20 protein-coding genes are annotated in these 24,637 nt (G+C 62.7%); 5 read left to right on the top strand and 15 right to left on the bottom strand.

Annotation, left to right across the window (positions count from 1 at the left end; translation table 11 throughout):
- Positions 1–11: 11 nt before the first annotated feature.
- From narJ to Q8N40_RS17130, 4 genes are read right to left on the bottom strand one after another with little or no spacing between them, the layout of a single operon-like run.
- On the bottom strand, positions 12–722 hold the full coding sequence (gene narJ / locus Q8N40_RS17145; RefSeq protein WP_305712650.1) for a nitrate reductase molybdenum cofactor assembly chaperone: 711 nt from the start codon (positions 720–722) through the stop codon (positions 12–14).
- Positions 722–2,242, bottom strand: coding sequence for a nitrate reductase subunit beta (gene narH, locus Q8N40_RS17140; RefSeq protein WP_305318280.1), 1,521 nt, complete (start codon positions 2,240–2,242; stop codon positions 722–724). The genes narJ and narH overlap by 1 nt, the downstream gene beginning before the upstream one ends.
- Complete coding sequence (locus Q8N40_RS17135) at positions 2,239–5,979, bottom strand: nitrate reductase subunit alpha (protein WP_305712649.1); 3,741 nt, start codon at positions 5,977–5,979, stop codon at positions 2,239–2,241. Before Q8N40_RS17135 ends, narH begins: the two co-directional genes overlap by 4 nt.
- 11 nt (positions 5,980–5,990) lie before the next feature.
- A complete protein-coding gene (locus Q8N40_RS17130) occupies positions 5,991–8,735 on the bottom strand; it encodes an MFS transporter (protein ID WP_305712648.1) in 2,745 nt (914 codons plus the stop codon).
- Positions 8,736–9,050: 315 nt separating this feature from the next.
- Here Q8N40_RS17130 and Q8N40_RS17125 point away from each other — a divergent pair, with 315 nt between their 5' ends.
- Entirely contained in the window at positions 9,051–10,256 is a 1,206-nt protein-coding gene (locus tag Q8N40_RS17125; protein WP_305712647.1) for an LLM class flavin-dependent oxidoreductase, read from the top strand.
- Between the two features lie 260 nt (positions 10,257–10,516).
- Here Q8N40_RS17125 and Q8N40_RS17120 read toward each other — a convergent pair whose 3' ends face one another.
- On the bottom strand, positions 10,517–11,488 hold the full coding sequence (locus Q8N40_RS17120; RefSeq protein WP_305712646.1) for a LysR family transcriptional regulator: 972 nt from the start codon (positions 11,486–11,488) through the stop codon (positions 10,517–10,519).
- Between the two features lie 125 nt (positions 11,489–11,613).
- On the opposite strand from Q8N40_RS17120, the gene Q8N40_RS17115 reads away from it, so the two are divergent.
- The gene (locus Q8N40_RS17115) at positions 11,614–12,588 is read left to right on the top strand and encodes a tripartite tricarboxylate transporter substrate binding protein (RefSeq protein WP_305712645.1); all 975 of its coding nucleotides are present in this window, start codon (positions 11,614–11,616) and stop codon (positions 12,586–12,588) included.
- 39 nt (positions 12,589–12,627) lie between these two features.
- Positions 12,628–13,758, top strand: coding sequence for an amino acid ABC transporter substrate-binding protein (locus tag Q8N40_RS17110; protein WP_305712644.1), 1,131 nt, complete (start codon positions 12,628–12,630; stop codon positions 13,756–13,758).
- Positions 13,759–13,867: 109 nt separating this feature from the next.
- Here the strand turns inward: Q8N40_RS17110 and Q8N40_RS17105 are convergent, their stop codons facing one another.
- Entirely contained in the window at positions 13,868–14,650 is a 783-nt protein-coding gene (locus Q8N40_RS17105) for an alpha/beta fold hydrolase (RefSeq protein ID WP_305712643.1), read from the bottom strand.
- A gap of 2 nt (positions 14,651–14,652) precedes the next feature.
- Positions 14,653–15,948, bottom strand: a complete 1,296-nt coding sequence (locus tag Q8N40_RS17100; RefSeq protein ID WP_305712642.1) for an O-acetylhomoserine aminocarboxypropyltransferase — start codon at positions 15,946–15,948, stop codon at positions 14,653–14,655.
- Positions 15,949–16,472: 524 nt separating this feature from the next.
- Between Q8N40_RS17100 and Q8N40_RS17095 the strand changes: the two genes are divergently transcribed.
- Positions 16,473–16,682 carry a hypothetical protein gene (locus tag Q8N40_RS17095; protein WP_305712660.1) on the top strand — a complete coding sequence of 70 codons (210 nt, stop codon included), beginning with the start codon at positions 16,473–16,475 and terminating at the stop codon, positions 16,680–16,682.
- A 6-nt stretch (positions 16,683–16,688) separates the two neighbouring features.
- Here Q8N40_RS17095 and Q8N40_RS17090 read toward each other — a convergent pair whose 3' ends face one another.
- From Q8N40_RS17090 to Q8N40_RS17055, 8 genes are all read right to left on the bottom strand, one after another.
- Positions 16,689–18,068, bottom strand: coding sequence for a sigma-54-dependent Fis family transcriptional regulator (locus Q8N40_RS17090; RefSeq protein ID WP_305712641.1), 1,380 nt, complete (start codon positions 18,066–18,068; stop codon positions 16,689–16,691).
- A 57-nt stretch (positions 18,069–18,125) separates the two neighbouring features.
- The gene (gene fliN / locus Q8N40_RS17085) at positions 18,126–18,476 is read right to left on the bottom strand and encodes a flagellar motor switch protein FliN (RefSeq protein WP_304737369.1); all 351 of its coding nucleotides are present in this window, start codon (positions 18,474–18,476) and stop codon (positions 18,126–18,128) included.
- Positions 18,473–19,120, bottom strand: coding sequence for a FliH/SctL family protein (gene fliH / locus Q8N40_RS17080; protein WP_305318288.1), 648 nt, complete (start codon positions 19,118–19,120; stop codon positions 18,473–18,475). The genes fliN and fliH overlap by 4 nt, the downstream gene beginning before the upstream one ends.
- Positions 19,120–20,202 (bottom strand): flagellar motor switch protein FliG, encoded by a 1,083-nt coding sequence (gene fliG / locus Q8N40_RS17075; RefSeq protein ID WP_305712640.1) that lies wholly within the window; start codon positions 20,200–20,202, stop codon positions 19,120–19,122. Before fliG ends, fliH begins: the two co-directional genes overlap by 1 nt.
- Before the next feature lies 1 nt (position 20,203).
- Entirely contained in the window at positions 20,204–21,817 is a 1,614-nt protein-coding gene (gene fliF, locus Q8N40_RS17070; protein WP_305318290.1) for a flagellar basal-body MS-ring/collar protein FliF, read from the bottom strand.
- Between the two features lie 183 nt (positions 21,818–22,000).
- On the bottom strand, positions 22,001–22,276 hold the full coding sequence (locus Q8N40_RS17065) for a DUF1153 domain-containing protein (protein ID WP_002714638.1): 276 nt from the start codon (positions 22,274–22,276) through the stop codon (positions 22,001–22,003).
- A 208-nt stretch (positions 22,277–22,484) separates the two neighbouring features.
- On the bottom strand, positions 22,485–23,177 hold the full coding sequence (locus tag Q8N40_RS17060; RefSeq protein ID WP_305318291.1) for a flagellar hook assembly protein FlgD: 693 nt from the start codon (positions 23,175–23,177) through the stop codon (positions 22,485–22,487).
- A gap of 10 nt (positions 23,178–23,187) precedes the next feature.
- Positions 23,188–24,264 carry a flagellar hook-length control protein FliK gene (locus Q8N40_RS17055; protein ID WP_305712639.1) on the bottom strand — a complete coding sequence of 359 codons (1,077 nt, stop codon included), beginning with the start codon at positions 24,262–24,264 and terminating at the stop codon, positions 23,188–23,190.
- 160 nt (positions 24,265–24,424) lie between these two features.
- On the opposite strand from Q8N40_RS17055, the gene Q8N40_RS17050 reads away from it, so the two are divergent.
- On the top strand, positions 24,425–24,637 hold a 213-nt coding region (locus Q8N40_RS17050; RefSeq protein WP_305712638.1), incomplete at its 3' end, for a hypothetical protein.

Raw genomic sequence — 24,637 nt, 5'->3', positions numbered from 1 at the left:
GGCTTCGCTCCTCACTGCTGCGGTGTTGGCGCTGGATTGACGGCGCGCCGGGCATGACGAAGCTTGGCGATAAGGCCCTCGTGACCGCAGGCGCCCTGTCCCTGCGTGCCCGGGCCGAACCGCACTTCTTCCTCTTCCCATGCGGCATCGAGCGCAACCAGATCCATCGGGTCGGTGTCCGCGCTCTTGAGCAATTCGTCGACGATATCGCGACGCGGGGCTTCCGCAGCCATCACGACCAGCCCGTCGAAGATCGCCTTGTAGTTCGACTGTCGCCGGCCGAGTCTCTCCGCCAGCGCCGCCAGAATATGCGCGGTCTGTCCGAGCAGTTCACATGCCTCGGCGACCGGCCGGGTCGACAGGAACTCCAGCAGCAGCGGAACATAATCGGGCAACTCGTTCGCCGCGATCAAGAGCCCGGCGCCTTCGTACATGGCCTTCAGGTCGACCATGGCCTGGCCGCGGTCGCGGCTTTCGCCATGGACATGCTCGAACAGATGCAGGGCCAGCGTCTTGCTGCGATCGAACAGCATGCCATAGCGCTCCTGCAGATCGTAAACGTCGCCGCCGGCGATTTCCTCGATCAACGCCTCGATCGCCCGGAGCTGCGCGGGAGGCAACAGCTTCTCTGCAATCAACACCGCGCCAAATTCCGGCGCCGCGGCGATCAGTGATTCGGTAGGATAGCTCAGCAGTGCCGACAGCACCTTGAACGTTCTCATCACACGACCTCCATGGGGTTTCTTGCCTTGCGCGGCGAGCCGAACAGGTTCGTCTCGCTTTCGCCGCCAGAGCAGCCATTGCCGAAGGTAAAGCCGCAGGAGCCACGCATATCGTAGGCGTCGGCGCCGAGTTCGCGGTGCGCGGTAGGGATCACGAAGCGGTCTTCGTAGTTGGCGATCGCCATGATCTGGTACATTTCATCAATCTGCTCGGTCTTGAGTCCGACCCGCCGGGCAATCGCTTCGTCGACGACACCATCGATGGTCTTGGCCCGCATGTAGGCGCGCATCGCCAGCATGCGTTCGAGCGCCAGCGTCACCGGCTTTTCGTCGCCTGCGGTCAACAGGTTGGCGAGATACCGCATCGGAATGCGTAGTGACTTGACATCCGGCATTTCGCCGTCGAGCCCGATCTTGCCGGCGGACGCCGCCGAGGTGATCGGCGACAATGGCGGCACGTACCAGACCATCGGGAGGGTGCGATATTCCGGGTGCAGCGGGAAAGCGACTTTCCACTCCATCGCCATTTTCCAGATCGGCGATATCTTGGCGGATTCGAGCCAGGCATGCGGGATGCCCTGCTTCTCGGCCTCGGCAATCACAGCGGGATCGTTGGGATTGAGGAAAACGTCGAGCTGGGCCTGATAGAGGTCGCGCTCATCCGGCTTGCTGGCCGCTTCCGCAATCCGGTCGGCGTCGTAGAGCACCACGCCGAGATAGCGGATACGCCCGACGCAGGTCTCCGAGCACACCGTTGGCTGGCCGGCCTCGATGCGCGGATAGCAGAAGATGCACTTTTCCGATTTGCCCGACGACCAGTTGTAATAGATCTTCTTGTACGGACAGCCGGAGACGCACATCCGCCAGCCGCGGCACTTGTCCTGGTCGATCAGGACGATGCCGTCTTCCTCGCGCTTGTAGATGGCGCCGGACGGGCACGCCGCGACGCAGGCCGGATTGAGGCAATGCTCGCACAACCGCGGCAGATACATCATGAAGGTGTTTTCGAACTGGCCGTAGATGTCCTTCTGCACGCCCTCGAAATTGGCGTCCATCGACCGCTTGGCAAATTCACCGCCGAGGATTTCTTCCCAATTCGGTCCCCATTCGATCTTCTCCATCCGCTCGCCTGAAATCAGCGACCGCGGCCGGGCCGTCGGCATCGCCTGCATTTCCGGCGCATTTTGCAGATGGCCGTAGTCGAAGGTGAATGGCTCGTAGTAGTCGTCGATTTCGGGCAGATCTGGATTGGCGAAGATTTTCGCCAGTACCCGCCACTTTCCGCCGATGCGCGGCTCGATCGACCCGTTGCGCTTGCGCTTCCAGCCGCCCTTCCAACGCGCCTGATTTTCCCAATCCTTCGGGTAGCCGATGCCGGGTTTGGTCTCGACGTTATTGAACCATGCGTATTCCAGGCCTTCGCGGCTGGTCCAGACGTTCTTGCAGGTCACGCTGCAGGTGTGGCAGCCAATGCACTTGTCGAGGTTCAGCACCATGGCAATTTGCGCGCGGATCTTCATTCTGCGGCCTCCAGGCTGGTCGCGTCTGCCGGGCGGTCGAGCCAATCGACGTTCGACATTTTGCGAAGGATGACGAATTCGTCGCGGTTGGAGCCAACCGTGCCGTAGTAGTTGAAGCCCCAGGATTGCTGTGCGTAACCGCCGATCATATGCGTCGGCTTGAGCACGGCCCGGGTGACGGAATTGTGGATGCCGCCGCGCTGGCCGGTCTGCTCCGAGCCCGGAACGTTCACGATCTTTTCCTGCGCATGATACATCATGCACATGCCCTGCTTGACGCGCTGAGAAACCACAGCGCGCGCGACCAGGGCACCATTGGTGTTGAACGCTTCAACCCAGTCGTTATCGACGATCCCGGCACCCTTGGCGTCGACCTCGCTGATCCAGACACACGGGCCACCGCGTGACAGCGTCAGCATCAGGAGGTTGTCGGTGTAAGTCGAATGAATGCCCCATTTCTGGTGCGGCGTGATGAAGTTAAGCACCACCGATGCATTGCCGTTCGGCTTGCGGTCGATCACCGGCTTCACCGTCTTGGTGTCGATCGGTGGCCGATAGACGCAGAACCCCTCGCCGAAGGCGCGCATCCACAGATGGTCCTGATAGAGCTGCTGACGGCCAGTCAGCGTGCGCCACGGGATCAACTCATGGACGTTGGTGTAGCCGGCATTGTAGCAGACCTTCTCCGATTCCAGCCCCGACCAGATCGGCGAGGAGATGATCTTGCGCGGCTGCGCCACCACGTCGCGGAAGCGGATCTTCTCGTCTTCCTTGGGGATCGCCAGATGCTGGTGGTCTCGCCCGGTGAAGCCTTCGAGCGATGCCCAGGCCTTGACCGCAACTTCGCCGTTGGTCTCCGGCGCGAGGCTCAGGATCACCTCGCAGGCATCAATAGCGCTGTCGATGCGGGCAAGTCCCTTGGTAGTCCCCTCCTCGATGACGATGCCGTTGAGCTTCTTGAGCAGCTCGACCTCATGGTCGGTATTCCAGCTCATGCCCTTGCCGCCGTTGCCGAGCTTGTTGATCAGCGGACCGAGCGAGGTGAAGCGCTTGTAAAGGTTCGGATAGTCGCGCTCGACGACCGTGACCGCCGGCATGGTCTTGCCGGGGATCGGATCGATCTCGCCCTTCTTCCAGTCCTTGACATCGAACGGCTGGGCAATCTCGCCGGCTGTATCGTGCAGGATGGGAGTAAGAACGACATCCTTCTCCACGCCGAGCACTTCCGGCGCAACCTTCGAGAAGGCCTCGGCGATGCCCTTGTAGATGTCCCAGTCGCTGCGTGATTCCCAAACCGGATCGATCGCCGCAGACAGCGGATGGATGAACGGATGCATATCGGAAGTGTTGAGATCGTCCTTCTCGTACCAGGTCGCGGTCGGCAGCACGATGTCCGAATACATGCAGGTCGTGGACATCCGGAAGTCGAGCGTAACCAGGAGGTCGAGTTTCCCTTCCGGAGCTTGCTCGCGCCATTTGACGTCGATCGGTTTCTTCTTGCCGTCCTCGCCGAGGTCCTTCCCCATCACGCCATGCTTGGTGCCGAGCAGATGCTTGAGGAAGTATTCGTGACCCTTGCCCGACGCGCCCAGCAGGTTGGAGCGCCAGACGAACAGGTTGCGCGGCCAGTTTTTCGGATTGTCCGGATCGTCGCACGACAATTGCAGGTCGCCCGACTTCAGGGCTTTGGCGACATAGTCCTTCGGCTCCAGACCCGAGGCCGCCGCTAACTTGGATACTTCGAGCGGATTGGTCTGCAGCTGCGGCGCGGAGGGCAGCCAGCCCATCCGTTCAGCGCGCACGTTATAGTCGATCAGCGCGCCATCCCACGGGCCCGCCGGCGCAGTCGGCGACAAGATCTCGGAAACGTCGAGCGTTTCGTAGCGCCATTGATCGGTGTGGGCATAGAACGCCGAAGTCGAATTCATCTGCCGCGGTGGACGACCCCAGTCGAGTGCGAAGGCAAGCGGTAGCCAGCCGGACTGCGGACGCAGTTTTTCCTGCCCGACATAATGCGACCAGCCGCCGCCGGATTGTCCGACACATCCGCACATTACCAGCATGTTGATGATGCCGCGGTAGTTCATGTCCATGTGATACCAGTGGTTCAACCCGGCGCCGACGATGACCATGGAACGGCCGCCGGTCTTCTCCGCGTTGAGTGCGAATTCGCGGGCCACAGTGATGATCTGATCGCGCGGCACACCGGTGATCTTTTCCGCCCATGCCGGCGTATACGGCTCCAGATCGTCGTAGCTCTTGCCGAGATTTTCACCACCAAGGCCGCGGTCGACGCCGTAGTTCGCTACGAACAGATCGAACACCGAGGCAATCATTGTCGCGCCGTCGGCAAGCTGCAGGGTTTTGATCGGCACGTTGCGCTTGAGCACATCGGGATGATCGGTGCCGAGGAAGTGATCATGCTCCCGATTGCCGAAATACGGAAAGCCGACCGAGGCGATGCCATCCTTGATATCGGTCAGCGACAGCCGGAGCCGGGTGTCCTGGTTGCCGGAGGTCTTCTCCTCAAGGCTCCATTTTCCCTTTTCACCCCAGCGGAAACCAACCGAACCCTTCGGGACGACGATTTCCCCACTGGCCTCATCGTAGGCGACAGTCTTCCATTCTGGGTTGTTGGTCTCGCCCATTTCCTTGACGAAGTCCGACGCGCGCAGGAAGCGCTCCGGCACGTAGTGATCGCCCTGCTTCACCAGCCGCACCAGCATCGGCATGTCCGTGTATTGGCGCGCATAGTCGTTGAAATATCTGGCCTGACGGTCGATGTGGAATTCACGCAGGATGACGTGGCCCATCGCCATAGCCAGCGCCGCATCGGTGCCCTGTTTCGGTGACACCCAGAGATCGGCGAATTTCGATGCCTCGGAATAATCCGGGCAGATTACGACGCTCTTGGCACCCTTGTAGCGAACCTCGGTATAGAAATGCGCATCTGGCGTCCGGGTCTGCGGAACGTTCGACCCCCATAGGATCAGGAAGCCGGAATTGTACCAGTCCGCACTTTCCGGCACGTCGGTCTGCTCACCCCAGGTCTGCGGCGAGGCCGGCGGCAAGTCGCAGTACCAGTCGTAGAACGACATGCATACGCCACCCAACAAGGACAGATAGCGCGAGCCAGCGGCATAGCTGACCATCGACATCGCGGGAATCGGCGAGAACCCGAACACGCGGTCCGGGCCATAGGTCCTGGCGGTATACGCGTTGGCCGAGGCGACGATCTCATTGACCTCGGCCCAACTGGCGCGGACGAAACCGCCGAGGCCGCGCTTCTGCACGTAGGAAGCGCGCTTCTTCGGGTCTTCGACGATCGATTTCCACGCAGCCACCGGCGTCATCAACACCCGCGCCTCGCGCCAAAGCTTGAGCAGGCGCGATCGCACCAGCGGATATTTCACCCGGTTGCCGGAATAGAGGTACCAGCTATAGCTGGCGCCGCGCGCACAGCCACGCGGTTCGTGATTGGGAAGATCGGGGCGCGTACGCGGATAGTCGGTCTGCTGGGTCTCCCAAGTGACGATCCCGCCCTTGACATAGACCTTCCACGAGCAGGAGCCCGTACAATTCACGCCATGCGTCGATCGCACGATCTTGTCGTGTTGCCAGCGTTTTCGATAACCGTCCTCCCAGGAGCGATCCTCGGTCGTCGTCACGCCATGGCCATTGGCGAATTCCGCCTTGGCCCGAGTGAAAAACGACAGCCTGTCAAGAAAGTGGCTCATCGTTCGTCTCCTTATTTAACGGTCTGGGGTACGGGCGAAAGCCGACCGCGTCGCTCGATGTCATGAAGCAGTCCACCCTTGCGGGTGTAGACGGCCCACGTGACCACGATGCAGATCAGGTAGAATACAAAGAAGCCCCACAGTGCCGCCTGCACGCCGCCGGTGAGTTCGATCGACGTTCCGTAGGATTTCGGAATGAAGAATGCGCCGAACGCGGCGATCGCCGAAGTGAAGCCCGTGATCGCGGCCGATTCCTTTTCGGCCTGCCGCTGCCGCGTCGTGGCGTCGGCGGTCGGCATCAACCGGTCCATTTCCTTGCGCATGATGTTGGGGATCATTTGGAAAGTCGATGCATTGCCGACCCCCGTCGCGAAGAACAGGAACAGGAACATGGCAAAGAAGCCCCAGAACGCACCGGGCTGATCCTTGATGCCGAGGAAGTAAAGGATTCCGAGCACGCCGATCATCATGGCCGAGAACACCCAAAGAGTGACGCGGCCGCCGCCCCATTTGTCGGAAATCCAGCCGGTCGCAGAGCGGGACAGCGCTCCGACCAGGGGGCCGATGAAGACGAATTGCAGGGCGTCGACCGAGGGGAACTGGGTCTTCGCCAGCAGCGGGAAGCCCGCGGAGTAACCGATGAACGAGCCGAAGGTCCCGGTATAGAGCCAGCACATGATCCAGTTGTGCTTGCGCTGGAAAATCACCGCCTGGTCCGCGAATGATGCCTTTGCCGATGCGATGTCGTTCATCCCAAACCACGCTGCAAACGCGCTGGCAACGATGAATGGCACCCAGATGAAGCCGGCGTTCTGCAACCAGAGCGGGGCTTGCTGCGTTCCGCTCTTCACCATCGCCGGGTCACCGCCGAACCATCCGAACACGCCGACCGTGATTACAATCGGCACCACGAACTGCACGACGCTGACCCCGAGATTGCCGAGACCTGCGTTGAGAGCCAGTGCGTTACCCTTCTCCGCACGCGGGAAGAAGAAGGAGATGTTGGCCATCGACGAGGCGAAGTTGCCGCCGCCAAAGCCGCACAGCAGGGCCAGCGCCAGGAAGATCGGATAGGGAGTCGATGGATTCTGCACGGCATAACCAATGCCGATAGCGGGGAGCAGCAATGACCAGGTCGCCAGCGTGGTCCACAGCCGACCGCCAAAAATCGGCACCATGAAGGAGTAGAAGATCCGCAACACCGCGCCCGAGATTCCCGGCAAGGCTGCCAGCCAGAACAGTTCAGCCGTGGTGAACTTGAAGCCGACCGAAGGCAGCTTAGCGACGACCACCGACCAGACTTGCCATACTGCGAACGAGAGCAGCAGCGCCGGGATTGAAATCCAGAGATTGCGCCGGGCGATCGCGCGTCCGGTCCCCTCCCAGAACGCCTTGTCGTCCGGGCGCCAATCGGTCAGCACCGCGCCGGACAGGGCGCCAACGTGCTCGGGCCTGTGAATCTCCGCCATTTCCGGAAGTTCTGGAAGCTGTCTCAGCGCCTCGCCGGTGACACCACGCTCCATCTGCCGGATTGCTACGTGCATCCAGACAAGCGAGCCCGCAGCCAGCAGAAACAGCAGCATGAAGCAACTGGTCCAAAGACCGGTCAGATCGACAAGTACACCAAATGCGATCGGGAGTACGAAACCGCCAAGACCGCCTATCATGCCGACCAGACCGCCGACGGCGCCGACGTTGTTCGGATAGTAGACCGGGATGTGCTTGTAGACCGCCGCCTTGCCGAGCGCCATGAAGAAGCCGAGCACGAACACGGTCACCGTGAATGGTACCACGCCCATTTCCAGGTGGAAGCTCACGGTGCCGCTGACCGTCTTCACCAGATAGTCAGTGGGCGGATAGGACAGCAGGAAGGTGCAGACGACCCCAACAAGAAATGTCCAGTACATCACCCGGCGCGCGCCGTAGCGATCCGACAGGTGGCCGCCATAGGCCCGGAACACGCTGGCGGGGAGCGAGAACATCGCCGCAACCATGCCAGCGGTCTTGATATCGACGCCGTAGACCTTGATGAGGTATTGTGGCAGCCACAGCGCCAAGGCGACAAACGCGCCAAACACAAAGAAATAGTACAGCGAAAAGCGCCAAACCTGGATGCTCTTCAGCGGTTCAAGCTCCAGCCACGCGCTGCTCGGCTTCTCGTTCCGCTCCCGACGTGAGCGAACGACCGGATCTTCTTCCGAAAAGAACCAGAAGACGATTCCCATCAAGCCGATAACAAGTGCCCAGACCTGGGCGACCGTCTGCCAGCCATAGGCGACCAGCACGAAGGGGGCGATGAATTTCGTGACTGCAGCGCCGACGTTGCCGGCGCCGAAGATGCCGAGTGCGGTGCCTTGCTTGCCCGCGGGATAGAAGCGCGAAACGTAGGCAATGCCAACGGCGAAGGAGCCGCCCGCGATGCCGACAAATAGCGCCGCGACCAGAAATTCTGGATAGGTACGCGCCCACGTCAGAAGATAAGTGGCGACCGCTGCGGCGAGCATCACCACCGTATAGACACGCCGGCCGCCATACTGATCGGTCCAGATACCCAGCAGCAGACGAATCAGCGACCCGCTGAGAATCGGCGTCCCGATCAGCAAACCGAATTGGGCATCGTTGAGACCGAGGTCCTGCTTGATCTGGATACCGATGATCGAGAAGATCGTCCAGACCGCGAAGCAGATCGTGAACGCGATCGTGGAAAGCCAGAGCGCCCGACCTGGATGCTCGGCGGTTGAACCTGACGTCCCCATAATGCGCCCCCCCCAAAAAAAACCCGCTCAGTCAGGCAAACCAATACAACACGGGCGCAGGGTCCATTTGCGCTGGATCAAACATGATTTCGGCGCCTCATCCGCCACCACGACGAGCTTTTCCCAGGGGATCGCGACCTCGTCGCTGGCGGCCGGCACGTCGCATCGCGTTCAAAAGATTATGTTTGGCGGCATCGGGGACGCTGCCGCATTGTGGACGAGTCGGCCATCGGCCTGATGCAGATCCGCTCCAGGGCTGGACTCGATCTCTGCCGAGAATACACTACAAGAGGGCAGGCCCCTTGGAGAAGCATCATGAAGTTCGGCATCTTTTATGAGCTGCAATTGCCGCGTCCGTGGCAGGCCGGCGACGAACTCAGCCTGTACCAGAATGCGCTGACGCAGCTGGAGACCGCCGACCGGCTCGGCTACGACCATGCCTGGGTGGTCGAGCACCATTTTCTCGAAGAATATTCGCATTCGCCGTCGCCGGAATCGTTTCTCGCCGCGGCCAGCCAGCGCACCAAGAACATCCGGCTCGGCCACGGCATCTTCCAGCTCACCACCAATCACCCCGCGCGCGTCGCCGAGCGGGTCGCGGTGCTCGATCTGCTCAGCAACGGCCGCTGCGAATTCGGCATGGGCGAGAGCGCCTCGATCACCGAACTCACGCCATTCGGCCGCGACATGGAAACCAAGAAGGAAGTGTTCGAGGAGGCCGTGGCCGCCATTTTCCCGATGTTCAAAGACGGCGGCAGCGAGCATCACGGCAAGTATTTCGACATTCCGCTGCGCAATGTGGTGCCGAAGCCGGTGCAGAAGCCGCACCCCCCGCTGTGGATGGCGTGCTCGCAATTGCCGACCATCGAACGCGCCGGCCAGCACGGCTTCGGCGCGCTCGGCTTTCAGTTCGTCAGCGCCGACGCCGCGCATGCCTGGGTGCATGCCTATTACAACGCCATTACCAAACGGCTGAAGAAGCTGGCGGATTACGAGATCAATCCCAACATGGCGCTGGTGTCGTTCTTCATGTGCGCGAAGACCGACGAGGAGGCCCGCGCGCGGGCGGACGGCGCCACCTTCTTCCAGTTCGCGCTGCGGTTCTACGGCGCCTCGCAGAACCGGCAGCGTCCCGATCCCGGCACCGTCAACATGTGGGACGAGTACAACAAGTGGAAGCGCGAAAATCCGGAAGCCCAGGAGGCGGCGCTGCGCGGCGGCCTGATCGGATCGCCCGAAACCATCCGCAGGAAGCTGCGGCGCTTTAGAAGTTCGCACATCGACCAGGTGATCCTGCTCAATCAGGCCGGCAAGAACAGCCACGAGCACATCTGCGACTCGCTCGAACTGTTCGCAAAAGAAGTGATGCCGGAATTCCGTGAAGACCCCGAGCATGACGCCTGGAAGGCCGGCGTGATGAGCGGCGCTATCAAGCTCGAGGAAATCGACACCGAGGCGTTTGGGGATCGCTACGGCAAACTGGCGGTGAGTGTGGCGAAGCCCGCGGCCGCGGCGGGTTAGACTGCGGACTCATTACTTGCCCAAATTCGGATTGATGCTCCGTTCCTAATCGCTGAGTTCGTAGCGCATGATTCGTAGCTCCGGTTTCGGAGCTTGAATCACGTCTCGGGCAACGCCATCAACCCGCCATGACCTGCGGCGTTGTTTTCATGCGCTCCATTGACTTTCGCCTTCGGCTTTTGCCGCCGGGTCGCCCATGTCGCGAACGAGCCCTAGCAGCCCTGCGCGACAATTTTTCGGAGATGGGGTCGCGAGTTGATTCATGGTTTCTTGCCGGTGTGCGGCCTGTCGGCCATCGATTTGGCGACCTCGCGCGCGCACTCGATGAAGCGTTCGGCCACCGGGCTCAGGGTTCGATTCTTCAGCGTCAAGATCGAAAGTGGCCATGGCCGGATCGGCAAATTCACAGGTAATACCTTGAGGGAATGTCGAACCGCAACTGACTTTGGATAGGCCATGATGTGCCGGCCATTAAAAACGAAATGATCAATCAGAGGCCAAGAAAGGGTCACCAAGCGTGTCTTCGGCATGCCAAGTCCACGCTCTCGAAAGGCCTCAGCGACTCGCGCATAGATCCAAGTATGAGTGCCTGCCATGATCCAGGGCTCGTCGACCAGGTCTGCCAAGTCGACTTTGCGACGACGCGCCCAGGGGCTATGCTTTCCCGCAACGACGACCACAGGATCATCGAACAGGCGCTCGACGTTTAGGTCATCAGCCACGCTGGTGAGCGGTTGGTACAGGCGTGCAAATACGAGATCGTATTCTCGGTTCCGCAAGACCGGGAGCGCATCCGAGAACGTCGGTACGGTATCGACGTACAAGACCGCAAGCGGATATTTTTCAGAGAAGCGCTCGATCATCTGAGGAACGACGGTCGCCGCACTTGTGTCAGGACAACCGATCTTCAATTCTCCCTTTGCCGGGTCGGCAAGAAACTGCACATCGTTCACGGTTTGCTTTAGTTCGTCAAATATCGCCACGCCGCGTTTAAGCATAGCTTCGGCATAGATCGTGGGCTCGATACCTCTCGTGTCACGATCGAGAAGCCGCACACCCAGCATGCTTTCGAGATTGGCGATCGCAGCCGAAACCGAAGGCTGAGACATCCCAAGCTGTCTCGCGGCCTTGGCCATGCCGCCCGCTTTTATCACCATCGAGAGAATATGGAGGTCCCGCACTCTAAAGCGGCGCCCCAGACGGGTTTCCCATTCCATTTTTATGGAGGCCATAGGTCCTACCTATAAGGTTAGAGGCATTTTCGGGCTTCCTCTTATAAGAGGCAGATGTACGTTTCAACAGATCTACCCGAAGGCACGCGGCACTGCTCGGGAGCTGCCGCAACGGAGGAAGCACCATGCTGATGCGCCGAAAATTCCTGAAGCTGGCAGCGGGTGCCCTCGCTGTTCCGGTATGCTCAAATTTCGCGAGCGCGCAACCTTATCCGTCGAAACCGGTGCGTTTGGTAGTCGGCTTTCCGGCCGGCGGCACCGGGGACATCCTCGCACGTCTCTTGGGGCAGTGGCTACAAGCGCGACTTGGACAGGCCTTCGTGATCGAGAACCGGCCGGGCGCGGGCAGCAACATCGCTGCCGAGGCGGTCGTAAAGGCGGCTCCAGATGGCTACACGCTTTATTGGTCTAGCCCTTCAAACGCGATCAGCGCCACGCTCTACGCCAACCTGAGTTTCAATTTCATTCGCGATATTGCGCCGGTCGCCGGCGTCACGAGCGGACCTCTTGTCTTAGTGGTTAATCCTTCGGTGCCGGCCACGACTATTCCCGGGTTGCTCGCCTACGCCAAAGCCAATCCCGGTAAGCTCAATATGGCCTCGAACGGCAATGGAACGAGTTCACATTTGGCTGGCGAACTGTTCAAGATGATGACCGGCGTTAGCATGACGCACGTCCCCTATCGCGGGGGGGCCCCTGCGCTGACCGACCTAATCGGCGGGCAGGTCCAGGTCATGTTCGACCTCGCGCCTTCATCGATCGAGTTTATCCGGTCGGATAAGTTGCGCCCGCTGGGGGTGACGACCGCGATGCGCTCTGGGATCCTGCCGGATATTCCGACCGTCGGCGATTTCGTGCCTGGCTACGTGGTGAGTGCATGGCATGGCATCGGGGCGCCCCGAGATACGCCCACCGAGATCATCGCCAAGCTCAACAACGCGATCAATGCAACGCTGGCTGATCCTGCAATCAAGGCGCGGCTGGCCGGTCTGGGCGGGGTTGCACTCATCGGCTCGCCCGGTGATTTCGGCAAACTCGTCGCTGACGAAACCGAAAAATGGGCCAAGGTGGTGAAGTTCTCCGGGGCCAAGGCAGATTAGGTCAAGCGGTCGGGGTCTGCGTTTGTCTCGGTCCCGGTTGTGACGCCCTCCGTAGGCCTCGCGCAGCAGCCGATCCGCATCGGCGCGACGATGGCGCTCACCGGAGAGTCCGCCATACAGGGTGGGTACTGTCGTGAAGGCTACCTGCTTTGCCAAAAGCATGTGAATGAGAAAGGAGGAGTGCTTGGGCGTCAGATTGAGTTTGTGATCTATGATGACGCATCAAACGGGAAGACAGCGGCGGGCCTCTACGAGAAGCTCATTGTTGAAGACAAGGTCGACGCGGTGCTGGGTCCGTACGGCTCTGCGATCACGGAGGCGGTGGCCGACGTCAACGAGAAGCATCGGAAGCTCATGATAGCGCCCACGGCGGCGACCACCTCTATCTGGGAGAAGGGACGCCGCTATCTCATCATGGTGACTGCACCCGCAGAAGGCCTCGCTGAGGGCCTCCTCGATCTCGCGGCGCGTCAGGGGCTCAAGACCGCCGCGGTGATTCAGCAGGATGCACTGTTCACGAATGCGATCACCAAAGGGGCGCGCGCGCTGGCGAAGAGCAAGGGCTTGGAGCTCATCTTTCTTGAGACATACGACACCAGCCCCGAGGACTTCTCCGATCTTCTGCACAAAGTCAGGACAGCGAAGCCCGATGTTCTTGTAGCCGCCTCAATTCGCTTTGGGGACCTTCTCGCCATCACTCGCAAGATGAGGGAACTCGACCTCAACGTTGGCATGCTAGCCGCAGTCCCATATGGACAGGTCAGCGACTACTACACGCAACTCGGAAAAGGTGCCGAATTCGTCTATAGCGGCTCGTTTTGGGAGCCGGGGCTTGCCTATCCCGGAAATCGGGAGTTTGTCGTAGCGTACGAGAAGGAATTTAACCACGCTCCATCAAATCAATCTGCAGCGCACTATGCCGGCTGCCAACTCTTGGTAGACGCCATACGGCGGACTGGTGGTCTCGACTCCGAAAAGCTGCGAGAAGCTCTGCTCACGCTCAAAGCGAAGACTGTCTTTGGCGACTTTGCGGTGGATGAACGCGGATGCCAGGTCGCCCACAAGTTCGTGACAAGCCAATGGCAGAACGGCAAAAAGGTCGTGGTTTGGCCGCAGGCCGTGACGACCGGCAAGGCGCGGCTACCGACGCCAATGTGGAGCATGCGGTAGATGGGTTTTACTGCGCAGTTAGGGCGTTCTCAAGCGAAAGCCTGTCCCGGACGCGATTCGGGGTGGATACCGGTCGCGTCGAGAATACGCGCCAGACACAAAGTTCCGTTCAGCCTTGCAGCGCCGCCAGCAATTCATCGGGCCGTTCGACCATCATCATATGGCCGGCGCCCGGCAGCACCACGGTGCGCGAGTTCGGCAGTGCCGCGGCCAGCGCCTTGCCGGCCCGTGCCGGGGTCATCATGTCGCGTTCGCCGATAATGAGCGTGGCCGGGACTTTTATCTGCGCGGCGGCGGCGAGCGCCCCCTGATAGGCGTTGCAGGCCGAGAGGTCGTTGAACAGGACGCCGGGCCGGCATTGTTCGAGCACCCGCTGCGCGCCGTAATGCATCCACAGGCCGGGCGCGAGGCTGCCGCCGAGTTCGGCCTGATAGCCGAGGCCCCAGATCGAAACCATGTCGACGGCGTCATGGTCGTTGGCTTCGGCCGCCCTGAGCAGATCGGGGCCGACCGTCATGGTCGCCGCGGTGCCGATCAGGCTCAGCGCGGTTACTCTGGCCGGGTGCCGCGCGGCGGTCTCCAGCGCGATCAGCGATCCCATGGAGTGACCGACCAGCTTTGCGTTTGCCGCACCCGCCGCGTCGAGCAGCGCCGCGGTCCAGTCGGCCATGTCGGCGATGGTCGCCAGCGGCGCGCCGCCTGAGCGTCCATGGCCCGGCAGATCCGGCGCCAGCACGCCGAACCCGTGATGCGCGAACCACCGCGAATGCAGCGCCCATGTGGTGTGATCGAAGCCGGCGCCGTGCAGCAGCACGATGGTCGGCAGCGACTTGTCGAATGCACGGCCGCCAGTGGCGACGAAGGTATCAATGCCGTTGACGGTGAGTTGCATGCTCAAGCCTTCTGCGAAATGCGGAGCGCCTGGCCGAGATCGTCGACGATATCGGCTGACGATTCGATGCCGACCGACAACCGCACCAGTTCCTCACCGATCCCGGAGGCCTTGAGCTGCGCGGCATCCATCTGCTGATGGGTGGTGCTGGCGGGGTGAATCACCAGCGTCTTGGCGTCGCCGACATTGGCGAGATGGCTGATCATGCGAAGCGCCTCGATGAACTTCTTGCCGGCGGGACGTCCGCCCTTGATGCCGAAACTGACGATCGAGCCCGCGCCGCGCGGCAGCAACGTCTTGGCGAGTTGATGGTCGGCATGGTTCGGCAGCGAGGGGTGCAGCACCCATTCGACCGCCTTGTTGGCAGTCAGGGCTTCCAGCACCACGTGGGTATTGGCGATGTGGCGGTCCATGCGGACGCCGAGCGTTTCGACGCCCTGCAGCAGCTGAAAGGCATTGGTGGGCGACAGACACGCGCCGAAGTCGCGCAGGCCCTCGGTGCGCGCCCGCATGATGAAGGCGGCCTGGCCGAATTGTTCGTCGAAGACGATGCCGTGATAGCCGGCATAGGGTTCGGTCAGCACCGGAAATTTGCCCGACGCGCGCCAGTCGAAGCGGCCGCCATCGACGATTACGCCGCCGATCGCGATGCCGTGGCCGCCGATCCATTTGGTCGCCGAATTCATCACGATGTCGGCGCCAAACTCGATCGGCCGGCTGAGATAGGGCGTCGCGAAAGTGTTGTCGATCAGGAGCGGAATTTTCGCGTCATGCGCGATGGCGGCGACCTTCGGGATATCCAGCACTTCGAGGCCGGGATTGCCGATGGTCTCGCCGATCACGAGGCGCGTATTGGGCTGGATCGCCGCACGGAATGCGTCCAGCTCGCGCGGCTTTACAAAAGTGGTGGTGATGCCGAAGCGCGGCAGCGTATGCGCCAGCAGGTTGATGGTGCCGCCATAGAGCGAGGCGGAGGCGACGATATGGTCGCCGGCATTGAGCAGCGTCGCGATCGCCAAATGCAGCGCCGCCATGCCGCTCGCGGTGCAGATCGCGCCGACGCCGCTCTCGAGCGCGGCCAGCCGCTCTTCCAGCACCGCCGTCGTCGGATTCGAGATCCGGGTATAAATGTGCCCGGCGCGCTCGAGATTGAACAGCGCCGCGGCGTGCTCGGAATCCTGAAACACGTAGGATGTGGTCTGGTAGATCGGGACCGCGCGTGCGCCGGTCACGGGATCCGGACGCTGCCCGGCATGCAGGCTCAGGGTCTCGAAGGCGGGCGGCTTGGGTGCGGGCATGGCGATCTCGGCAACGGGGCGGCATGTCCTGATATTCGGACGGCAGCACCATGTGCCATAAACGCGCCTGCTTTGTTAGCCCATTTCCGGCACCGGACCGGGAGTGAGCCTTCCGCCCATCGCGCCCCGGGCTGGATTTGAAGGTGACCCAATCAGCAGATGCCGATCCTGTCTAATCGAGGATCGCGCCGAGGCTCGCCGGGGTGCGGATGACCGTGCTGCCGCGCACCCCCAGCCACACCGCCGCCACGGTCTGTGCCGCGTTTACCAGCGGCACGCTGACGACCAGTGTCGTCGGGATGCAAACCCTGAGTTGCAGACCTTCCGGTCGGGCGGCCCTATCGACGCAGGCGAGCCGAGGCAGCGTGCCGACGGCAAAGGCTACGCGTCCGTCCAGGTTTGCACAGGTATTCTCCGGCACATATAGTCAGGCGTTGGAAGTGAAGGGAACTGCTCTGCGTGGAACGTAAGCTTGTTGAAATCGCCCTGACGTTCGGGGAACCGTTGCTGAGGGGCTTGGGCCGATGAAGCGCGTCGGGACCTGGGCATTCTACGCCATCGGCGCACTCGCGTTCGGTTACCTCGCGCTGTACGCCTATGCCGTATTCACCGAGCGTGACTTGAAGCCGGGCACCCCGATCCACATCTTTCGCAAACCGGATGCGCCGAGTTATTCCCAACTCGACGTGCAGCTCCTGGCGTCACGGCGATCCGATCGCACGGAAGCGGCGTGATCCCGACTACGCCGTTGCGGCAACGCGGCCGTAGTCGCCCGATCCCGCGGGCGTAATCGGCAGGCCGCCGTCGGCATATTCGTTCAGCTTGTTGCGCAGCGTGCGGATCGAGATGCCGAGAATGTTGGCGGCGTGGGTGCGATTGCCGAGGCAATGCTTCAGCGTCTCCAGGATCAGGTCGCGTTCGACGTCGGCGACGGTGCGGCCGACCAGCGCGCGGGTCACCTGTTCGGCGGCGAAGGTGGCGTGCGCCACCGCCGGTACGGTTTTCGCAAGGTCGAGACGGTCGCCGTCCGGGGTCAGGATGGCGTCGGCCCCGATCTCGTCGCCCTGCGCCATCAGCACCGAGCGATGCATGGTGTTTTCGAGCTCGCGGACGTTGCCCTGCCAGCGATTGGCGCTCAGCACGCGGCGCGCCTCCGCCGAAATCGGGCGCAGCGGCACGCCGTTGGCATCGGCGTATTTCCTGGCGAAATGCTGCGCCAGTTCGAGAATATCCGCCGGACGTTCGCGCACGGGCGGGATTTTCAGGTTCACGACGTTGAGCCGGAACAGCAGATCCTCGCGGAAGGTGCCTTCGCGCACCGCGTCGGCCAGATTGCGGTTCGAGGTGGCGATGATGCGGATGTCGACCGGCACCGGCCGGGTGCCGCCGACGCGATCAATCACGCGCTCCTGGATGGCGCGCAGCAGCTTTGACTGCAGCCGCACGTCCATTTCCGAGATTTCGTCGAGCAGCAGGGTGCCGCCGGTGGCTTCCTCGAATTTTCCGATCCGCCGGGCGATCGCGCCGGTGAAGGCGCCCTTCTCGTGGCCGAACAGTTCGGATTCCAGCAGATGCTCCGGGATCGCCGCGCAATTGATCGATATGAACGGCTTCTTGGCGCGGTGCGAGCGGGTGTGGACGTAACGCGCCAGCACTTCCTTGCCGGTGCCGGATTCGCCGGTCACCATTACGGAGGCGTCGGAACCGGCGATCTGCTGCGCCAGTTTGATGACTTTGGCCATGGCTTCGTCGCGATAGACCAGGTCGCGCGAGTCGTTGGCGACCGCCGCGAGCACAGCCGCGATCAGTTCCGGATCGGGCGGCAGCGGAATGTATTCCTTGGCGCCGGCGTGGATCGCGGCGACCGCGGCGCGGGCGTCATTGGAGATGCCGCAGGCGACGATCGGCACATGGATGTGTTCGGCCTCCAGCCGGATCACCAGGTCGCGGATGTCGAGAGCGACGTCCACCAGCAGCAGGTCGGCGCCCTTGCCGCCGCGCAGCACGCCCATCGCCTGGTCGTGGCCCTCCGCATGGGTGACGGAAGCGCCATTGTCCATGGCGATCTTGGTGGCGGTCGTAAGCTGGCCCTTCAGGGTGCCAACGATGAGAAGCCGCATGATGTTCTCCTGTTCGTCCGTTCGCGCTCGTTTCGAGCGGTATCGTTATGAGCGCCTTCAGGCGCGTTCCGCCTTGATGATTTCAGTCATGGTCACGCCGAGCTTGTCTTCGACCAGAACCACCTCGCCACGCGCGACCAGCCGGTTGTTGACGTAGATGTCGATGGCTTCGCCGACGCGGCGATCGAGTTCCAGCACGGTGCCGGGCCCGAGTTTCAAGAGCTCGCCGACGTCCATCTTGGAGCGGCCGAGCACCGCCGAAACCTGCACCGGCACGTCGAACACCGCTTCGAGGTCGGCGGCAATGCGCGAAGCCTGTTCGTCTTCCAGATAGGCCACGTCATCGACCGGCAACGCGTCTGCGGAGTTGAGATCGGGAAGCGGAACCTGTGCGTCGGTGTCACTCATGGGTTAGTCCTCGTAGCCGGATGGCCGGCCTGGTCGCGGGACGCGATGTAGCGCCCGACAAGTTCATTGATCTTGGCTTCGATCGCCGCGCGCTCCAGCACCACGCCGCCGTCGGCCCACTCGATCTTGCAGTCGCCGGTCGGAATGTCCGGCTCAGCCAGGATGACGAGGCGGCCTTCGAAGCCGCTTTGTTTCGCCAGCCGCTCGATCCGCTCGCGGGCGGCCTCGTAGAGGGAATCGTTGATCCGGACCACGAGATGCGGCGTCGCCACCAGATGCGAGAAGCAGTCGCTGACCAGGGCGATGATCTCGCCAAGCGGTTCGCCGGCAATCAGCTCGCTGCACAGCTTGCGCGCCACCGCCACCGCGACATCGACCGCTTCGGTCTCCATCCGGGTTTCGATGCCGGAGAAGTTGGTCGCGATGCCGCGAACCCCGATGCCGATCTCCTCGAGCGCCAGCGCGGTGCGGCGGTCGCTTTCCGCCTTCGCCTCGCGCTGTCCGGCGTCGAAGCCGTCGCGATAGGCGCGGGCCTCGGCGGCGGCGATCTTCTGCGCGATTTCCGACGGCGTGGCGGGGCGCTCCCGCGTCTTGTCGGGGACCCCGAAGTCCATGTCGAACAGGAATTTGGCGGGAGCGGCCATCAGTACACCAGCTCGTCGTCGGCGCGGTTCTTGGTCAGCATGATTTCACCCTTGGCCGCGAGGTCCTTGGCGAGGTTGACGAGCAGCGCCTGCGCCTCGTCGACATCGCGCAACCGCACCGGTCCAAGCGCCGCCATGTCGTCGAGCAGCATCTTGCCGGCGCGCGACGACATGTTGCCGAGGAAGAAGCCGCGGACGTCCTCATTGGCGCTTTTCAGCGCGATGCCGAGCTTGTCCTTGTCGACGTTGCGCATCAGGGTCTGCGCCGAGCCGGCGTCGAGCTTGACGAGGTCGTCGAAGGTGAACATCAGCGCCTTGATGCGCTCGGCGGCTTCGCGGTTGTCCTCTTCCAGCGAGGTGATGAAGCGGGTTTCGGTCTGGCGGTCGAAATTGTTAAAGATCTCGGCCATCACCTCATGGGCGTCGCGGCGGCGGGTCTGCGACAGGTTCGACATGAATTCGGTGCGCCGCGTCTGCTCGACGCGCTCGATCACTTCCTTCTGCACTGCTTCCATTTTCAGCATCCGGCCGATCACGTCCAGCGCCATGTCCTCGGGCAGGATCGCGAGCACGCGCGCGGCATGTTCCGGCTTCAGCTTCGACAGCACCACGGCGATGGTCTGCGGATATTCGTTCTTCAGGTAGTTGGCGAGCACCTCTTCCTGGACGTTGGAGAGCTTCTCCCACATGTTGCGGCCGGCGGGACCGCGAATTTCGTCCATGATGCCGGTGACCCGATCGGACGGCAGGTATTGCGTCAGCAGCCGCTCGGTGGCGTCGAAGGTTCCCATCAAGGCGCCGGACGCCGACATCCGCGAGACGAATTCGAGCAGCAGGTCTTCCACCACGTCGGCCTCGACGGTGCCGAGCGACGACATGTGCATCGAAAGTTCGCGCACTTCGTCGTCGTCGAGCAGCGACCAGACCTTGCCGCCATACTGTTCGCCGAGCGCCAGCATCAGGATCGCCGCACGCTTCGGGCCGCTCAGCTTTTCGCCCTTGGGACGATTGGCCTGACGACTCGCGAGCGAGGCGATGACGGTGGAGATGTCGTTGGCGTTGGAGGTTTGCGGTACTGACATATCAGGTTGCCGGTTCGGTTAGCCACTGTCGGACGATATTGGCGGTTTCGTTGGGATTTCGTTCGGCCAGCTCGCCGACGCGATGCACGGACTGCGCGTGCACCTGGCCCTGGACCTGGGCGATGTCGATCGCGCTCGGAAGCGCGCCGGGAATCAGGCTCTGGCCGGTTGCCTCGCTGCCGTCCGTCAGCGCCGGCAGGGCGCTGTCCTTGGCGAGGGCGGGGACCTCTTCGGAAGCCAGGATGCGCCTGACCAGCGGCCGGATCACCATGAACATCACCACGAGGCCGAGCAGCATCATGACGCCGAGCTCGATGACGTACATCACGTCGTGCTTGGTGAATTGCAGCATGCCGAGCAGGCCGCCGGGCTCCACCACCGGCGGAACGACCGGCGCTTCGGCAAACTTCAGGTTCACGACCTCGACCTGGTCGCCGCGCTTCTGGTCGAAGCCGATCGCCGAGCGCACCAGCGCCGCGATGCGGTCGAGCTGTTCCTTGTTGCGCTCCTGATAGACCTGCTCGCCTTTCTCGTTCTTGACGTAGCTGCCGTCGACCAGCACGGCGACGGAAATGCGGTTGACCCGGCCGACCTCGGTCACTTCGGTCTTGGTGGTGCGGGAGATCTCGTAATTGTTGGTCTCTTCGCTCTTCTTGCTCTGGTCGCGCGCGACCGCCGCGCCGTCCCGGTTCTGGGCGTTGCCGGGCAGTTCGTTGTTGACCGTGACCTGGCCGCCGTTTTCGGCCGTCGCGGAGGATTCCTCGCGGGTCTGGCTCGAGCGCAGCACCCGGCCCTCGGGATCGTATTTGTCCGAGGTCTGGGTGATCTTGTTGTAGTCGAAGTCGGCCGAGAGCTGGACCCGGGCGCGGCCCGCGCCGACCACCGAGGAGATGATCGCCTCGACCTGGTTGCGCATCCGCTTTTCGTAGGCGGCCCGGCGCTCGTCGCCGATGGCGTTGTCGGCGTCGCCCTTGGCGCCGTCGGCGAGCAACTGACCGGCCTCATCGACGATCGATACCCGCTGCGGTTTCAGGCCGTTGACGGCGGAGGCGACGACGTGGCGGATGGCCCTGATCTGCTGCGGTTCGAGCGACCCGCGCACCCGCACCACGATCGAGGCCGACGGTTCGGGGGTTTCGCGCGAAAATAACGGACGCTCGGGCAGCACCAGATGCACCCGCGCGGCCTGAATGCGGTCGATGGCCCGGATGGTGCGGGCCAGTTCGCCCTCGAGCGCGCGCAGATGATTGATGTTCTGGACGAAGCTGGTGGTGCCGAGCGCGTCGGACTTGTCGAAAATCTCGTAGCCGACGCCGCCGCCCTTGGGCAGGCCGCCCTCGGCGAGCTTCATGCGCAGCCGGGTGACCTTGTCCTTCGGCACCATGATGACCGCGCCTTCGTTGCGCAGTTCGAACGGTATCGCCTGACGTTCCAGGTCCTTGATGATCCCCGAGGAGTCCTCGGTCGAGAGGTCGGTAAACAGGGTGGTCATCTGCGGCGTCGTGACGCGCATGATGACAAAGGCGAAGAAGCCGATCAGCGCGGCTGTCACCGCGATCATCGCCATCAGGCGCGAAGCGCCCAGACCCTTCAGGAAAGCTACCAGACCCTGCAAAACCAATCCGCCCCTAGATTCGGCCCCCGGGAGCCGACTGGGCAATTATTGCCTATGGGATGGTTTCGATATGGTTAACGAAGGTTAAGGGCCGTGGCAAAACTTCAGCATGAAAAAAATCGGCTTCGCAAGGCGAAGCCGATTTTCGTCAAATTCCACAGGTTCTTCCCGTTGCCGGGAGATTTACTGCCGGTATTGCTGGATACGGGTGGTGCGCAGCCCGGCAAGGCCATGTTGATCGATGGAAAACTGCCAGGAAAGGAATTCGTCCACCGTCAGCGTGTAGCGGCTGCAAGCCTCCTCGAGGGAGAGCAGACCGCCGCGAACCGCGGCAACGACTTCGGCCTTACGGCGGATAACCCACCGTTTGGTCCCGGGCGCGGGCAGATCCGCAATTGTTAACGGACTGCCGTCAGGCCCGATGACGTATTTTACCCTCGGGCGATGGGGTTCTGTCATGGCGTACTCACAAACTCTCAACCACTGAACTCACAAATAGCAACCTACGCCCCTCGGCTTAAAATTTGCCTAAGCCCAAGGCTTCAAAAAGGTTTCAATACGAATCTCCTTGGAATGACCGCCAAAGCCATGCGGCCCGGCGTCATTGCAGACGCCAGGCCGGGCAGGGATCACGATGGGAGGTGGAGGGCGGGGCGCGAAGCTGCGCTTACGCCGCAGCGGTGCTCGGACGGACCACGCGCCTGATCTGATCGGCGGTATAGTTCTGCCCGCCGATCGATAGCAGCGGCGGCGAGGCGGTGAGGTCGACTGAATCGACGACGCCCTGGATTTCCGTGGCGATGCTGACGTCCTTGCCCGTGGAATCCTTGGCCGTCGCGGTCAGCTTGTAGGCGCCGGCCGGCCACTGGGTGCCGTCATTGCCCTTGCCGTCCCACACGAAGCTGGCATTGCCCTTGTTCAGCGCATAATTGCCGGAATAGACCGTCTGTCCGACCGAATTGGTGATGGTGACGGCGGCGGTGGCGTCCCTCTCCGACTTCAGGTTCCAGGTCGCCGAGCCGTTGAACTGCTGGGTGCTGCCGTCGACCGCGACGTTGGCGCCGACATAGATCAGGGCGTTGGTCGCTTGCGCGGTCTTTTCCAGTTCCAGCAGCGCCTTCAACTGGTCGTTCGATTTGAGCTGTTGCTCGACACCTGCGAACTGCACCAGCTGCTGGGTGAACTGGTTGGTATCGAGCGGGTCGAGCGGGTTCTGATTCTGCAGCTGCGTCGTCAGCAGCGTCAGAAAGGTCTGGAAATTGTCCGCGAGCGTCGTCGACGTCGAGCCCGTGGTGGTCTTGCCGGTGTTCGTTCCCGGGGCCGATACGATCGGCGTCGGTAGTGTTGCTTCGACGGCCATGCTGTTCTCCTCAGACCCTGATATCGACGCCGCTGCTCGAACCGAGCATGCGGCCATAGGTGCGTCCCGCGACGACAGGCGGCGTGCTGTCTTCCTCGCTCAAATTCAGGCGAGTTGCGTTGCGTCCGGATTCGCTGCGGTCGTCCTGACCGGATGAAGACTGGTCGCGCAGGCTGAACTGCAGGCCGCTATTGCCGGTCGAGAGCCCGGCGTCATCGAGCGCGCGCTGCAGCTGAGCCGCATCCTGACGCAACAGCGCCAGCGTTTCCGGCTTTTCGACCATCAGATGCGAGGTCACGAGGCCGTTGCGGTCGATGTCGATGCGAACATCGATGCGGCCAAGCTCGGCCGGATCGAGCCTGATATCGAAGCGGCTCTTGCCGCTTAGCGCCGACGCCGCGATCTCGAGCGCGAGCCCGCTCAGGGGCACCGGCGCATCCGTTGCCGCCGTGACTCTGATGGGGCCTGCGGCAGCCGCTGCGGCCGGGACGGAGTGAAGCTGGGTCTGGATCGTGCCCGCAACCTGTACGCCTGATTCGATCGGTGCCTGTCCCGCCGGCACGAATTCCGGCGCGCGGCCTGCCGTGCTGGCTGCCGATGCCGAGGGGGTGGCGGCTTCCGTCTTCGCCGAGTCGAGGGCGCCGGGCGCGGCGTGGGCCTTGCCGGCCACGGCCGCTGGCTGCGCGACGTCGCTGGCGGGCGCTGCGGTGGATATCGCCGTTGCCGGGACATCGGCGCTGACCGGCGCGGTGTCGGCGGAATCGTCCGTTGCCGCGGTGCCGGTCGGGGCCGCCGGCGCCTTGACTGGCGTAGCCGTTTTCGGCGCGACCGCGACAGCGGCAACGGCCGCACCTTGGGTTGCGCTGGCGTCGGTTGCCGTGGCCGGTTGACCCGCGGATGCCACGACAGCCGCATTGGCCGCGGCTTGCGGCGTGGTCTTGGCGGTGGACTCGGCATCCGGAGCGGCCGGCGTGGCAGCGTCGGGGTCGATCTTGGCCTGGCCTGATGCCGCGCCCGCGGAGGCGGCAGCGGCGATGGCGGCCGCCGCGATCGCGAGCGGCGCCGTGGCGTTGCCGGATGCGGGCATGGCGGCGGGAGCAGCCGTCGGGGCGGCAACAGCGATGACAATCGGTACGGCGACCGGCTCGGGCGTCGTTGTGGCCGGTGCATCCTGCGTTAACGGGGTGGCCTGATCTACAGCGGAATCGGCGGTTGAAGCCTGGTCGGACCGCTGATCCTCGGTTGACTTGGCCGGCGCGGCCTTCGAGTCGACGGGCTTCGCAGTGGCGCGCGAAGGCGCCTCGGCGTCGGCCGCGGTATCGGCACGCTTTCTGGCACTGGCGTTGCGATCGTCTGAATCGCTCTTCGCCGCCCGGTCGGCAGCCGCCGAGTCGCGCGATCGCCTGGCGTCCGCCGCGTCCGCCGCGCTCGCCGCGTTCGCCGCGCTCGCCGCGTTCGCC

Origin of the sequence: Bradyrhizobium sp., assembly GCF_030693485.1 — a bacterium.
Lineage (GTDB): Bacteria > Pseudomonadota > Alphaproteobacteria > Rhizobiales > Xanthobacteraceae > Bradyrhizobium.
This window is presented reverse-complemented; position numbering and strand designations above follow the sequence as displayed.